Source organism: Bradyrhizobium sp. 521_C7_N1_3 (genome assembly GCF_052075975.1).
Classification (GTDB): Bacteria; Pseudomonadota; Alphaproteobacteria; order Rhizobiales; family Xanthobacteraceae; genus Bradyrhizobium; species Bradyrhizobium japonicum.
The window spans coordinates 543,136-556,367 of the sequence record NZ_CP197232.1; the positions used below are offsets into that span (position 1 = coordinate 543,136).

General features: G+C 66.1%; 12 protein-coding genes. 5 read left to right on the forward strand and 7 right to left on the reverse strand.

Annotated features, from left to right (window positions below; translation table 11 throughout):
• Window positions 1-77 precede the first annotated feature (77 nt).
• On the reverse strand, window positions 78-1,805 hold the full coding sequence (locus AB7008_RS02525; RefSeq protein ID WP_441258378.1) for a hypothetical protein: 1,728 nt from the start codon (window positions 1,803-1,805) through the stop codon (window positions 78-80).
• Window positions 1,806-2,226: 421 nt separating this feature from the next.
• On the opposite strand from AB7008_RS02525, the gene AB7008_RS02530 reads away from it, so the two are divergent.
• Window positions 2,227-3,078: a caspase family protein gene (locus tag AB7008_RS02530; protein ID WP_028160541.1), complete on the forward strand. Its 852-nt coding sequence runs from the start codon at window positions 2,227-2,229 to the stop codon at window positions 3,076-3,078.
• Window positions 3,079-3,189: 111 nt separating this feature from the next.
• On the opposite strand, the gene AB7008_RS02535 is transcribed toward AB7008_RS02530, so the two are convergent.
• From AB7008_RS02535 to AB7008_RS02545, 3 genes are all read right to left on the reverse strand, one after another.
• Complete coding sequence (locus AB7008_RS02535) at window positions 3,190-4,077, reverse strand: efflux RND transporter periplasmic adaptor subunit (protein ID WP_441258379.1); 888 nt, start codon at window positions 4,075-4,077, stop codon at window positions 3,190-3,192.
• Window positions 4,078-4,265: 188 nt separating this feature from the next.
• Window positions 4,266-5,381, reverse strand: coding sequence for a lactonase family protein (locus AB7008_RS02540; RefSeq protein ID WP_441258380.1), 1,116 nt, complete (start codon window positions 5,379-5,381; stop codon window positions 4,266-4,268).
• A gap of 124 nt (window positions 5,382-5,505) precedes the next feature.
• Window positions 5,506-5,643 carry a hypothetical protein gene (locus AB7008_RS02545; protein ID WP_155256734.1) on the reverse strand — a complete coding sequence of 46 codons (138 nt, stop codon included), beginning with the start codon at window positions 5,641-5,643 and terminating at the stop codon, window positions 5,506-5,508.
• A 139-nt stretch (window positions 5,644-5,782) separates the two neighbouring features.
• On the opposite strand from AB7008_RS02545, the gene AB7008_RS02550 reads away from it, so the two are divergent.
• The gene (locus tag AB7008_RS02550) at window positions 5,783-5,968 is read left to right on the forward strand and encodes a hypothetical protein (protein ID WP_441261297.1); all 186 of its coding nucleotides are present in this window, start codon (window positions 5,783-5,785) and stop codon (window positions 5,966-5,968) included.
• 86 nt (window positions 5,969-6,054) lie between these two features.
• Window positions 6,055-6,177, forward strand: coding sequence for a hypothetical protein (locus tag AB7008_RS02555; protein ID WP_014490523.1), 123 nt, complete (start codon window positions 6,055-6,057; stop codon window positions 6,175-6,177).
• Between the two features lie 34 nt (window positions 6,178-6,211).
• Here AB7008_RS02555 and AB7008_RS02560 read toward each other — a convergent pair whose 3' ends face one another.
• Together AB7008_RS02560 and AB7008_RS02565 are read right to left on the reverse strand one after the other, a co-directional pair.
• Window positions 6,212-8,875 (reverse strand): bifunctional diguanylate cyclase/phosphodiesterase, encoded by a 2,664-nt coding sequence (locus AB7008_RS02560; RefSeq protein WP_441258381.1) that lies wholly within the window; start codon window positions 8,873-8,875, stop codon window positions 6,212-6,214.
• A 158-nt stretch (window positions 8,876-9,033) separates the two neighbouring features.
• Window positions 9,034-9,729, reverse strand: coding sequence for a hypothetical protein (locus tag AB7008_RS02565; protein WP_441258382.1), 696 nt, complete (start codon window positions 9,727-9,729; stop codon window positions 9,034-9,036).
• 186 nt (window positions 9,730-9,915) lie between these two features.
• Here AB7008_RS02565 and AB7008_RS02570 point away from each other — a divergent pair, with 186 nt between their 5' ends.
• Complete coding sequence (locus AB7008_RS02570) at window positions 9,916-10,950, forward strand: LysM peptidoglycan-binding domain-containing protein (protein WP_248881066.1); 1,035 nt, start codon at window positions 9,916-9,918, stop codon at window positions 10,948-10,950.
• A 142-nt stretch (window positions 10,951-11,092) separates the two neighbouring features.
• Window positions 11,093-12,364 (forward strand): Spy/CpxP family protein refolding chaperone, encoded by a 1,272-nt coding sequence (locus AB7008_RS02575; protein WP_248883533.1) that lies wholly within the window; start codon window positions 11,093-11,095, stop codon window positions 12,362-12,364.
• Here AB7008_RS02575 and AB7008_RS02580 read toward each other — a convergent pair whose 3' ends face one another.
• Entirely contained in the window at window positions 12,365-13,231 is an 867-nt protein-coding gene (locus AB7008_RS02580; RefSeq protein ID WP_248881067.1) for a hypothetical protein, read from the reverse strand. It lies immediately after the preceding gene.
• Window position 13,232 lies beyond the last annotated feature (1 nt).

Below are 13,232 nucleotides of genomic sequence, written 5' to 3' on the forward strand. Positions count from 1 at the left end.
CGGCTTTTGGCCGCCCGGCCAGCGCCTGCCCAACGATTGAGCTTTCAACTTCCCGTCATTGTGGCGAGCTGGACTCATCACCCCCGCGCCATCGCCCGCTTCGCCACGGCCAGCCCCATCAGCACGAAGGCCGACGTCACCTCGGGACCACCGACCAGAATCCGCGTCGGCGTCTTCATCTTGTTCCATTCATAAGCGCGGAATGGGCCGCGGCGGCCGCCTTCGCCGAGGCTCGCGACGATCACGTTCAGCGCCGGCGCGAAGGCGCGCGGGTCGGCGCCGAGATGGCCGAGCGCGATCAGCGCCAGCGCCGCGTCGAACACGTTCATCTCCGCGGCCATCAACTCGCCCTTGACGTAGGAGAGCACGCGATGACGGATGAAATCGAAATCGCCGTCGGGGTCGATCACAGCCTGCGCCGCCAGCGGCAGCGCCAGGAAGGCCGCATAGCAGCGGCCGAAATAGGCGCTGTAGAGCTCGGGCAGATAATAGATGTGCGAGCGCGGATTGGCGAAGGCGCCGCTGGCGGCGAGCCGCTTCTGGAAGCCGATGATGCGATGCACGGTGGCCAGCCGCGCCGGCGTCTCCAAAACCTTCCAGCGCGCGAGGTTGCGGAAGCTCACCTCGAGAATGTCGAGATTGAGCGTCGGATCGAGATCGTTGCCGTAGGGCCGCTCGCCTTTGAGGTTGTCGATCCAGGTCGCGACGCCGCCCTCGTAGTCGATGTTGTCGTTGAGCGGCACGGTCACGCGCGGTTCGTTGACGCCGGCGAGCACCTGATAGCCCGAATAGAAGTCCAGCAGCGGCTGGTCGATGATCGGATCGGTGCAGCCAGCTTGCGTCGCCGCCGAGATCGAGCACGCCGTGGTGTCGCAATCCGGCACGTAGACGCCGAAGCCGAGGTCCTGCTTGATCTGGGCGAAGTAGCGGGAAAAGCGCGGATGCGGCGCCGGCGCGAGCGCGGTGATGACATTGAAGCGTGTGCCGTCGATACCCTCGACCTCTTCGCGGCTGATGTTGACGCAGAAATCGACCATGTCGGCGATCGCACGCTCGGTTGCAATCTTGTCGGCCGGCGAGGCGAGCCCGGTCTCGACATAGCTCAGCAGCGCCTCGATGAAGAACGCGTCGTAATAGGCCGAGCGGTGTCGGATCTGCACCGGCTCCCACATCGGCTCGGCAATGCCGCTCCAGGGCGGATTGACGACGGCCGCTGCCTGTGAGCGCGCGATGAAAACGCGGGCGAGGTTGAACAGCAGCGAGGAGTTCTTGTAACCGCGCGCGTTCAGCCCCGTCAGCGCCATGGTCAGCTCGCGCCCGCGAACATCGGGGTCGCCGATCAGGTTGAAGGCGGCATAGGTCGGCAGGAAACCGTTCTTGCGGTACGAGCCGAGCAGATGCTGCGCGCAGTCGCGGATCACGCCGTCGATCTGCGCTTGTTGCGGCGCCAGGCCCGTGAATATCGCCGGCGGCGGTTTCGGATGATCGAGCGCGATGCTGTCGACGAGATCGGCGATTGGCTGGCCGACCGCCGCCCAGTCGGGCTCGGCGTCGTCGCGCGCCCGCACCAGCGCCGTGCGAAGCCGGCTCAGCTTTGCCTCGTCGCGCAACTCGGGCAGCCCGGCGCGACGGAGCAGGATCCGCAATGCGGGATTGCCGAGCGCGGTATTGTAGAACTTGGCCAGATGCGGATCGCCGCTGGCTGGGCCCGACAAGACGGGATCGCAGACGTCGTAAAGCGAGGGGCCGTCTTTTCGCGCCGTCAGCGCCCGGCAGGCGGCACCGGCAAAATAATGAAAGTTCATGAAATACCTGGTCGCGGGGCCCTGGCCGGGGGCCGGCCGGCGCGCTCCCATCTGCGCACCACCCCCTGCAAGTCTTTGAAAAAGCTATCCGGATTCGCAGGAAATACAAATGCGATGGTGGTTACCGAAATATCGGGCACGAGGGCTGCACGATCAGGGCCCGGAAGGCTGCGGGGAGGCATAAGAAGGGCGAAAATAGGCCTGCTGAATTAACCAATATATTCAGCAGGTTAGATCAATTTTTGGGCAATCTATTGCCCGCGAGGCCATATCCGGTTAAGGGTTTGTTTGGTGCGGCGCCGCAAATTGCGCGCAGTTCGGGGGCACATCCCCGGCCAATCCCTCAAACCTGAAGCCACCATCGCGCTACTCAAACATTGTGCGCGCGCTTGGCTGGTCTTTGGCACAGGAACGAACCGAGATGAATGTAAGGCAGCTCGAGCTTTCCAGACGCACGATCGCGGTGGCCGCAGCCCTCATCGGCACGGTGTCGCTCGTGATCGGCGCCCATGCTGCCCTCAACATGCGCGCGATCGATGCCGCCAAGGCCGTGTCGACCGACCAGGTCACCGGCTCGATCGGCCAGTCGTCCCGCCTGGCCCTCGTCATCGGAAATGGACATTATCCCGACGCCAACGCGCCGCTGACGCAGTCGATCAACGACGCCCGCGCGCTGTCCTCGTCGCTGCGCAAGAACGGCTTTGACGTCGACATGGTGGAAGACGCCACCAAGGACGACATGGTCCGCGCCGTCAACCGCCTGAAGTCCCGGATCAAGCGCGACACCGTCGTCATGCTGTTCTTCGGCGGCTACGGCGTGCAGGCCGGCCGCGAGAGCTACATGCTGCCGGTCGATGCCGTGATCTGGAGGGAAAGCGACGTCCGCCGCCAGGGCGTGTCCATCGACGGCGTGCTCGACATGATGAAGGAGCAGGGCGCCAAGGCCAAGCTCGTCGTCGTCGACGCCTCCCGCCGTAATCCCTACGAGCGCCGCTTCCGCTCCTACAGCCACGGCCTCGCACCGATCAGCGCGCCCGACAACGCGTTGATCCTGTCCTCGGCTTCGCCCGGCAAGGTCGTCGACGACGGCAAGGGCGAGCACAGCGTGCTGGTCAGCGAGTTCCTCACCAACCTCAATGCGCAGGGCAGCGCCGAAAGCGTCTTCAACAAGACCCGCGTCGCGATCTCCCGCGCCTCCGAAGGCGACCAGGTCCCGACCATCTCCTCCTCGCTGCTCGAGGACGTCCATTTCGGCGAAGCAGCCGGCGGCTAGCCGCAAAGTGTAGGGTGGGCAAAGGCGCAAAGCGCCGTGCCCACCATCTCTCCAAGATTTCGACAGAAGACGTGGGCACGCTTCGCTTTACCCACCCTACGAAATCGTCTGCTACTTCGCAGCTTCCGTGGCCATCACCGGGCGCACCGGATCGCCTTCGCGCAGAATCGCGCCGGCGCGGGCGACGACGATATCGCCTTCGTTGAGGCCGTCGCGAACCTCGATATTGCCGCCCGACATCAGCCCGATCTCGACCCGCTTGGTCTCGACGCGGTTGCGGCGGATCACCTGCACCACGGTGCCGGCGGTGGAATACTGCACCGAGGTCAGCGGCACCGCGACGTTGCAGCTCTGCCCGGTCTTGATCAGCGCGCGCCCGCTCGCGTTCAGCAGCAGCCGCTTCTGCGAGGAGATGCCGATATAGACCATGCCCTGCTGGATGTTCGGCTCGACGGTCGGTCCGATGCGGCGCACCTTGCCGTCGAGATCGCCCGCGCCGGCAATGCGCACGGTCGCCTGCTGCCCGACCGCGAGCTTCCGGATATCGGTGGTCGCGACCAGGCCGACGAGATCATATTCGCTGCGCGCCACGATCGTGAACAGTGCCTCGCCCTTGGCCGAGGCGAGGTTGCCGATCTGCGCGGTCGACGTCGCGATCACGCCCGCCACGGGGGCGGTAACCTGAAGCGTGCCGCCTTCGGGCAGCGCCAGCCGCGCCAGTACCTGACCGGCCGTGGTGGTGTCGCCGGCTTCCGCCAGCACGTCCGTGACCTTCAGGCCGGGACGTTCCGGCCGCACGGAGGTCTCCTCGCGCGCGATGATCGTGCCGGTGGCCTCGACGATGTCGGAGAAGCAGGATTTTGCGACCTTCAGCACCGTGACCGCGGGCCCCTTGGGCGCGTCGTCATCGGCGGCGCGCGTGGGCTGGGCGGACAGCAGGACCAGTCCGGCGAGTGCAACGAGTTTTTTGGAAAAGGAACGCGCAGGCAATGGACGCATCGGTCATTCCGGTTGGGGCCTTGACGGCCTCATCGTTAGCAGAAGCAACCGCGGCGGACCATGGGCCGGCCGGATGAGAATGCCGCAGCGCAGGCGGCGCGATGCCGCTTGGTAGATTAGTCGTGGCGTGAGCCAAGAGGTTCGCCGCCCCTTACCCTCCCCTGGAGGGGGAGGGTAGGAAAGTAGCTTCACGGCAAACTCAAGAACTCCACCCAGTTCGGCTTCTTGCCGGTGGGATAGGATTTCAGCTTGGCGAGCGCGCCGCTGCTCTGGTCGATCGCATAGACCGTCATGCTGTCGGAGAGTTCGCCGACCGCGGCGAGGTAGCGCCCCGACGGATCGATGTGGAAGCCGCGCGGCTGCTTCTCCGTCGGCACGCTGCCGATCGTGGTCAGCTTGCCGCTTGTTGCGTCGACCTTGTAGCCGGTGAGCGTATTGGTGGTGCGCTCGGAGGCGTAGAGGAAGCGGCCGTCCGGAGTAATGTGGATGTCGGCGGCCCAGGGTTTGCCGGTAAAGCCTTCCGGCAGCGCGGTGGTGCGCTGGATCTCGTCCCATGCGCCGCTCTTGGCCTCATAGCTGAACGCCGCGACGTCGCCGTTCAGTTCATGGATGAGATAGACGAACTTGCCGTTGGGGTGGAACACGAAGTGCCGCGGCCCCGATTTCTCCGGCACCTTGGTCACCGGCGGGTCGTTCGGCGTCAGCGTGCCCGCCACTGCATCGAACGCGAAGGTCAGCACCTGATCCGAACCGAGATTGGTCGCGAACACGAAGCGGTTGTCGGGCGAGGGCAGGAAGGCGTGCGCGTTCAGCCCGGTCGGGATCACCTGCTTCGGCTCGGCCACGACGCCGTTCGGGCCGAGCGGATTCAGCGCGACCTTGTTGCCGCCATAGGAGGCGCTGAACAGGAATTTGCCAGTGCTGTCGACGGCGATGTTCGCCATGCTGTCGGCGAGCGGGCCGTTGCCGATAGGGCTGAGCTGGCCCGTTTTGGGATCGATCGCAAAGCTCACCGCGAGGAATGGCTGCGAGCGCACGCCGGCAATCAGCACGCGATGGTCGGGCGTGATCGCGAGCGGTGTCGAGGAGCCGGGCTTGTCGACGCCGGTGAAGGCGGCGGTCTGCACCGGTGTCATCTCGCCGCTCTCGGCCAGCTTGAACACGCTGATGTCGTTGCTGTCGGCGTTGCCGACATAGGCGAAGGTCTCGGCCATGCCGGGGCGGACTCCAGGAACGAGGGTGAGGAAGGCGATTGTGGTGGCGATCGCAGCGCGTTGCGCGATGCGACGTGTCGGTCTCAACATGGGGCTCCTCCAGACAGCGTTACGGCCTTGTCGTTTTGTCGTGCAGGATAGCGGGAGCTGTGCCGCCGTACCAAATTCCAGTTGGGATCGATCGATGCCGAAATTGTATCGGTCGCGGGGGAGGCTACCGCACTGCGGCCGTCTGGCTGCGGGAGGGCAAATGCGGGCCGGGCGCAGTGTCGGGTGCCCCCAGCAGTCCCCATACGGCCACCGCCAGCAGCGCGCAGGTCAAAATGGTCCAGGCGACCAATCGTTTCCGCATCAGACCAAGTCCATCCGTCGTTTGAAGCCCCGGGGTCCGGGCATGATCGTGCACTGCAAACGGCGACGATCCTATGAACTCGTTCACAGGCGCAGCATCGCATCGCATCGGCATTGCGAACCAATGCCGCGGGAGTGCATTGGCCCATATGCCGCGTGAAAACGACCTCGAAGGCAAGCCGGGCATGGGCGGCAAGCATGGCGGCCAGAAAGGCCAGCCCAAGCCGCCGCCGCGCCCGCGCGAGGGGCCGCGCGATGAGGACGTCGTGGCAAAGCGCCACACCGGCCAAACCGATCGCATGCCGCCGCCGACCAAACAAAAATAGCGCCGTATTTCGCGCCGGGAACGTCAGCCTCGCCTTGCCGTTATGCTGATCCCGCAAGCGGACGAGGTCGAACCGGAGGCTGCCACGTGTTTTGGATCTATTGGAACACCGCCTGGTCGCTCATCATCAGCGGCATCTGGGTTGCCACCATTGTCAGCCATCCCGATGCCGAAATCGCCGAAGTGCGTGCCGCAAAACGGCTGATGTGAACCTTCGCACCTCCCGGAACGTTGGTTGGCCGCGCTAAGCCGCCACCGCCTGCGCCGACAACAGCTGCCTCAGCTTCGCCGCCGGCACGGCGGGGCTGAACAGCCAGCCCTGCATCTGGCTGCATCCGAGCTGCCGCAGCACCTCGCGCTGGGCTTCGGTCTCGACGCCTTCGGCCGTCGTCGCCATGTGGCGGGCGGCCGCCATGTGCACCACCGCCTGCACGATCGGGGAGGAATCCTCGGACTGGCCGATGTCGCTGATGAAGCTGCGGTCGATCTTGATCTTGTCGAACGGGAAGCGGTGCAGATAGCTCAGCGACGAATAGCCGGTGCCGAAATCGTCGAGCGCGATGCGCACGCCGAGCTCACGCAGCTGCTGGAGGATCGTCAGCGCCTCCTCGTCGTCGCGGATGAGCACGGTCTCGGTGACCTCGAGCTCGAGCCGTCCGGGTGCAAGTCCTGACTCGGCGAGCGCGGCTGCAACCTTGAGCGCCAGCGTCCTGGCGCGGAACTGCACCGGCGAGACGTTGACTGCGACGTGGATATCGCCGGGCCAGCTTGCCGCCTCGGTGCAGGCCTGCTTCAGCACCCATTCGCCGATCTCGCCGATCATTCCGGTCTCTTCCGCGACCGGAATGAAATCGGCGGGCGAGATCATGCCGCGCTCGGGATGGCGCCAGCGCAGCAGCGCCTCGCAGCCGTTGACCACATTGGCCGCGAGATCGACCAGCGGCTGGTAATGCACCTCGAACTCGCCGCGGGCGAGGGCCTGGCGCAGGTCGAGCTCGAGCTGGCGGCGCAGCCGCGCCTTGGCGTCGTATTCGGGCACGAAGAGGCGGAAGGTGCGGCGGCCCTCGGACTTCGCGGCATACATCGCGAGATCGGCGCGCTTGAGCAGATCGTCGAGATTGTCGCCGTGATCGGGCGCGATCGCGATGCCGATGCTGGCATCGGTCGGGATCTCCTGGCCCTTGCAGTCCACGGGCGTACGCAGCGCTTTCAGGATGTTTTCCGCCAGCGCCGTCAGTTCGGCCTGGTCATTGGTGCCGGCCTTGACGATGGCAAATTCGTCGCCGCCCAGCCGCGCAACGAGGTCGTTGCCGCTGACGCAGGCGCGCAGGCGGTTGGCGACCTGGCGGAGCAGCTCGTCGCCGACCTCGTGGCCGAGCGAATCGTTGACGCCCTTGAACTCGTCGACGTCGATGTAGAGGATCGCGAACGGCTGGCCCTGGGCAAGCTCCGCGATGCGGCGCTCCAGATGGCCGCGCATCAGCACGCGGTTGGGCAGGTCGGTCAGCGCGTCGTAATGCGCCATATGCGCGATGCGCTCGTCGGCGCGGATGCGTTCGGTGACGTCGTCGTGGGTCGCGAGCCAGCCGCCGGCGGCACCGGGCTGGTTCTTGATCTCGATCAGGCGGCCGTCCGCGGTCTCGACGACGGCGCTCTGGGTTCGCCCGGTATTGCTCAGAATGTCGTCGCAATAGGATGCGACGTCACCGTGGAACGATCCGGTGTCATGGCGATGCTGGATCACGTCGCGGAAATAGGCGCCGGGCTTCACCACCTCGGCCGACAGACCGTACATCTCGATGTAGCGCCGGTTGCAGACGATCAGCCGCTCGTCCCGGTCGAACATCAACAGGCCTTGCGTCATGGTGTTCATCGCGGTGTCGAGCTGCTGCTTCTCCGCGGCGAGCCGGCGCGTCATCTGGCGGAAGATCAGGAACAGCGTGAGCACGAGCAGGCCGATCGACAGCACGGCGACGGCGACGAAGAATTTTGTCTGCGTCCGCCAGGTCGCCAGCGTCGCGTCCAGCGATTTGGTCGCGACCACGACCAGCGGCTCGCCGGTCAGGAGGCGCGCGGCGACGATGCGGTCCTTGCCGTCGATCGGGCTGGCGAGCTGCGTCGTGACGAAGGTGCGCTCGAACACCGCCATCTGCTCGCGCGTGCCGTTGCGAAAATTCTGTCCGATCATCGCGTCGACATGTGGAACGCGCGCGAGCAGCTGGCCATTCTGGTGGTGCATCGCGATCGAGGATTCCTCGCCGAGCCCGGCCGAGGCGAAGAAGGATTCGAGCTGCTCCGGCGAAATGGCCCGCGACACCATGCCGAGGAATTCGCCGTGGGGACCGGAGACGCGCCGCGCGAACACGATCGCAGCTCCGTTGCCGAACCGGCCGGGCACGACCTCGATCTCTTCCTGCGAGGCCGGGTCGTTCCTGAGGCGATTGAAGTAGCCGCGGTCGGCGACCGAAATATCGGCGACCGGCCAGCGCCGCGACGAGTTGATCAGCACGCCGTTGGAATCGAACACGTTGGCGCCGGCGACGTCGGACCAGCCGCTGGCTTTGGCGCGCAGCACCTCGTGCATGGCCAGCGTGGCCATCTCGCTGCGGAAGACATCGGCGGATGCGATGCCGTGACTTTCGAGTTCGGCGATGACGCTCTTCTGGAGCACCGCAAAGTCCTCGAACTCGCGGTCGAAATGCCGGGCGAGCATGCGCACGGAGTTTTCCAGGCTGTCGCGGCCGCTTTCGATCGCATTTTGCCGGAAACGATCGACGGTGAGCGCGGTGCCGATGGCCATCGCGACCATCAGCACGAAGCCGCCGGCGATCAGCCACGTCAGCGGCGCGCCCTGCCAACGGCGGAGCAACGCGCGCATGCGCGTGGTCCATCGAATTGATGTGCCCATCCAGCCCTCCCGTGGGATGCAAGATGCAGCAAAACCGACAAGAGCCCGTTACCAGTAAGGGTTAGGAAAACATGAATCGGAACGGAATCAGAGGGTTGGTTTCCCTCGATCGGCCAGAGTTCGGATGGCTGGATTTACGCTGATGCGATTGCGGTGGATCACCGGCGGATTTCCCACCTCAAGGCTTCCGCATTCTTCTTGGCGAACGTCTCGGGCACGTCGAACGTTCCGGTCTCGAGATCATAGCGGCAACGCCAGCCGCCCAGTCCCTTCATGGCGACGTTCTTGGGATGATTGTCGTATTCGCCCGACAGCGAGATCACGAGGTAACGGTTGTTGGGCCACTCCATGCCGAGCGAGCGATAGGCCTCTTCCGTACCCTCCATGAGATTGGCCGAGATGTGGAAGTCGAGCTTGGCGAACCTCTTCGTCTCCGGCCGGCCGTAGAAATAGGCCCAGGCGAGATTGCTGAGCGGCTTCTTCGTCGCACTCGCGAAGGCGCCCTTCTCGACATGGTAGAGAAAGAGATCCTGCTCGCCCGAGCCGGTCTTCTGCATCCGCACCAGCCATTGCGAGTCGCTGGTGAAGCGGAAGCCGGCCCCGTAGCCCTGCTCGGGCTTCAGCTCCGTCATCTGCTCGCCGCGGCGAGCCCAGGCCTGCCATTTGACGTCCCAATCCCCGCCGTCCTTCATGTACTGCTCGATCCTGGTGGCGCCGTCGGGCGAGGTGAAGGCGAGGCCGGCATTGTCGGTGAGGACGAACCCCGGCGGCGGGCCGGATGCGGCGAGCGCCGGAGAGGCGGCCAGTGTCAGGATAAGCGCCAGCCATGGTGCAGGACGGCAAAATGCGGTCACGGGAAAAATCCTTAAAGAATGACCGCGATGCGGCCTCCGTGATTTGACGCCGTCGGCGTCCCGTCGGTTCACGCCGGGCGCCTCGGAACGAAAGGTGCATCATCCCAATGATCGACTTGCTGACGCCGCCAAATCGGCGCAATTTGCCGGCCTCGGCTGATTTGCGACCCAAGGGTTCATTGTCTGATGATCACCGCTTCCAAGGCCTTCATTGCATTCTGCCTGCTCGCGGTGGGCGGTACCGTGCTGGTGATCGGTCCCACCGAGCTGCGCCGCCTGCTGCCGGGCGGCGCGCAGACCGAGACCGCCGTCGCCGCCAAGCCGGAGGCAAAGCCCGAAGCCAAGGCGGAGACCAAGGCCGAGATTAAGGCCGAGACCAAGCCAGAGCCGAAGCTGGACGAGCCAAAGCTCGCCGCCGCGCCGCCTGCGCCATCGGCGCCCCCCGCCTCCGCGCCGAAGGTCGATGCGCTGGCCGAGACGCAGAAGCAGGCCGCAGCGCTAGCCGATCTCGTGCCGGCCAAGCCGCCGGCAGCCACGACCGATACCGGCCCGCGGTTCGACGTCGCGCGCGTCGACGATCACGGCGAGGCGGCGGTGATCGCGGGTCGCGCTGCGCCGGGTGCACAGGTCGAGCTGCTGCGCGACGGCAAGCCGCTCGACACAGTGGTCGCCGATGCCTCGGGCCAGTTCGTGATGACCCCGCCACAGCTTCCCGCCGGCTCCTATGAGCTGACCCTGCGGGCGAAAGCGCCTGACGGTACCGTGACGCAGTCGGGCCGCAGCATGCCGGTGACCATCGCCGAAGCCGCGCCGCCGCCCGCGCGCCCGGCACCGGCCGTGAAGCAGGCCGAGAAGCCCGACGACAAGTCTGATGTCGTGGCATCCCTGCCGTCGGCATCGGCGCGCCAGGCATCGGCACATGACAGGCCCACGGTTCAGCCGAGATTTATCGGTGCACCGAAACCCAGGGTCATGGCGCGAGCGCCCGCGGCCACGACCGTTGCATCGGCGTCGCCGGCGGAAATCATCAGCGGCGCACCGGCCGAAGCAGGCGGCAACCGCGTGATCTCCCGCGGCGACAGCCTGTGGGCTCTCAGCAAGCTCGCTTACGGTGACGGCGCCCGCTACGCAGTGATCTTCAACGCCAACCGGGGCAAGATCCACAACCCCAACCTGATCTATCCCGGCCAGACTTTTGTGGTGCCGCGGAAGGCGGATTGAGACCGCATCGGCAACGCCGGTGCGCGTTGCGACGCTTTGCCCACCGTCTCTCCGGAACATTTGGTTCCCCAGCGCGTCATTGTGATGCGACCCAGTGCGCGCTTGGCGCTGGGAGGAGGCCGAGGTGGTCAGGTCCGCTTTCATGTCGGGACGCATGGGACTGGCGCTGGCGGGCGCTGCTCTCATGATTGCGGCAGTGCTGCTGCCGAACAAGGCCGAGGCGCAGTTCGGATTGCGCGGCGGTCCGCTCGGTGTCGCGCGCTTTGCCGTCGGCCACGTGATCGGCATGTCGCGCCTGCGCCATTCGCGCATGGCGGTAAGGGGCGGCCGATACCGCTCCGCCGCGTTGAGGTCACAGGATCCTCGCGGCGCCGAGCGCGGCCAGCCGGCCAACCCCTACATCCTGCGCGCGGCGCTCACGGCGCAAGCTGCGCTGTCGGGCTGGCACGGTGGCCGCCGCCCGCAGGGCTGGTGGCGCCACCCCGATGGCAGCTATGGCTGGGCGGGCCCGGTGTTCTGGCCGTTCGCGCATGACGACCTCACCACCGCAATCATCCTGGGCGATACGACCAGCCTCTCGCTCTATGGTTATGGCGACATCTACGCCGCGATCTTCGCGCCCTATGCGGCCACGGAGCTCGCTGCCTACACAGCGCCGCCAGGCAGGCGCGCACGAAAGGTGCCTTCGGTCGAGGCCGTTTGCGATGCCAGCGATACCGGCGGCCTGCCGGTCGACCGTATCGCCGCCCTGGTGCAGCCGAACGAATTGCAGCGCGCCGCGCTCGATGAGCTCGCGACCGCCTGGGTCGCTGCGCGCGACACTATCCGCACGGCCTGCCCGACGCAGGCCCCCGCGACCGCCGCGGAGCGCCTCGGCCTGATGCAGACGCGCCTCGCGGCCATGATCAAGGCGACGGACGCGATTGCGCCGCCGCTCGCCAAATTCGTCGACCTTCTTGATGCCGGCCAGAGGGCAAAGCTCGACGCGCTGGCCAATGAGCGCCGTGCCGCGCTTGCGGCCGGACAGCGCAAGGACGCGCAGGCGCCAACAGCCGCCTGCGAGGCCGGCTACGATCCCCGCTACGATGTGCAGGCGCAGCGGCAATATGAGCAGCTCGTGCAGCAGCAATGGCCCGCCGGCGAGATCGGGTCCACGCTGAGGCTCGACGACACCGCTCGCGCCCGGTTCGAGGTGCTCCAGGACACCGCGCTCCGCACCATGGAAACGCTGAGTGCGTGCCCGTCCAAGGCCGAGCCCACGCCGCAGGCCCGCCTCACCGCCGTAAAGGCGCGGCTGGAGACGATGCTGCGAGCGGTGAGCGGCGTCGCCGACGCGCTCGACGATTTCAAGGCAGACTTGAGCGACGAGCAGAAGGCTGGCTTCGAGGCGATCGGGCCGAAGCGGGGGGCGTGATCAGCCGCACGCCCAATCGAACTTCATGTCCCTGAAGTCGAGCTGCGCATTGCCGCCGCCGAAATTGTAGCCGCCGAAATATTCCTCGAACTCGATGTAGAACGGGCTCATCTCCGGCACGGCCTGGCACGGCCGCATGGTGCCGCCGAGATGGTTGTGCGCGTGGTCCTTGCCCCAGTCATGCAGGCGGAAATTGTCGCGGCTCGGCACGCCGCCGACATAGTAATAGTATGGCTGATAGCCGGTCGGCGGGTTCTGGCGGGTGTGCTCGTCCTGCGGGCCCTTGCCGGCATTGGGATCGGTCGCGCGCGGCACAAGCGCGATCGCGCGGGTCTCGCTGAGATCGGCGCGCGGCTGCGCGGCAAACATCTTTTTTGCGTAAGGCGCGGCGGCCTCGAAGAAGGCGCTGGCGCCGCCGACGTCGAGCCAGCGCGGCCGATCTGCCGTCGCAAGCGGAAGCGGTGCCGGCGGCGCCGCGAATGCGCCCTCATATTCGGCTTTGGTCAGCAGCAGCGCGGCATATTCGTAGTCGAGAATGTCGGTCATGCGCGAAAGCCGCGGATGCGCTGGTCGCGCCGCCACGGCCTCGCGAATCTCGGGATCATCAGGCGCCCCGCCGTCATTGTGATCGGGCGCGGTGGCGAAGAACGACACCGCAACGATGCCCTCGCCATGCACGCGATAGTCCTCCGGCAGCTTCAAGGTGAAGCCGTGCATCAGCGGAAAGCCGGTGACGGGATCGAGCGGCCATTGTTCGGATGTGATGCCCGGCGGCAGGCCAAAGACCCAACCGTGATCGCGCGCACGATCAGCGGGACGGTCCAGCATCTGCAAATCATACGCGCGCGAAGGCAAGGCAAACGCCACG

What these genes read in the sequence shown, in the direction of transcription:
- AB7008_RS02530 (WP_028160541.1), top strand. Translation starts at nt 2,227, where the DNA reads ATGAATGTAAGGCAGCTCGAGCTTTCCAGACGCACGATCGCGGTGGCC.
- AB7008_RS02540 (WP_441258380.1), bottom strand. Translation starts at nt 5,381, where the DNA reads ATGTTGAGACCGACACGTCGCATCGCGCAACGCGCTGCGATCGCCACC.
- AB7008_RS02560 (WP_441258381.1), bottom strand. Translation starts at nt 8,875, where the DNA reads ATGGGCACATCAATTCGATGGACCACGCGCATGCGCGCGTTGCTCCGC.
- AB7008_RS02535 (WP_441258379.1), bottom strand. Translation starts at nt 4,077, where the DNA reads ATGCGTCCATTGCCTGCGCGTTCCTTTTCCAAAAAACTCGTTGCACTC.
- AB7008_RS02570 (WP_248881066.1), top strand. Translation starts at nt 9,916, where the DNA reads ATGATCACCGCTTCCAAGGCCTTCATTGCATTCTGCCTGCTCGCGGTG.
- AB7008_RS02525 (WP_441258378.1), bottom strand. Translation starts at nt 1,805, where the DNA reads ATGAACTTTCATTATTTTGCCGGTGCCGCCTGCCGGGCGCTGACGGCG.
- AB7008_RS02575 (WP_248883533.1), top strand. Translation starts at nt 11,093, where the DNA reads ATGTCGGGACGCATGGGACTGGCGCTGGCGGGCGCTGCTCTCATGATT.
- AB7008_RS02545 (WP_155256734.1), bottom strand. Translation starts at nt 5,643, where the DNA reads ATGCGGAAACGATTGGTCGCCTGGACCATTTTGACCTGCGCGCTGCTG.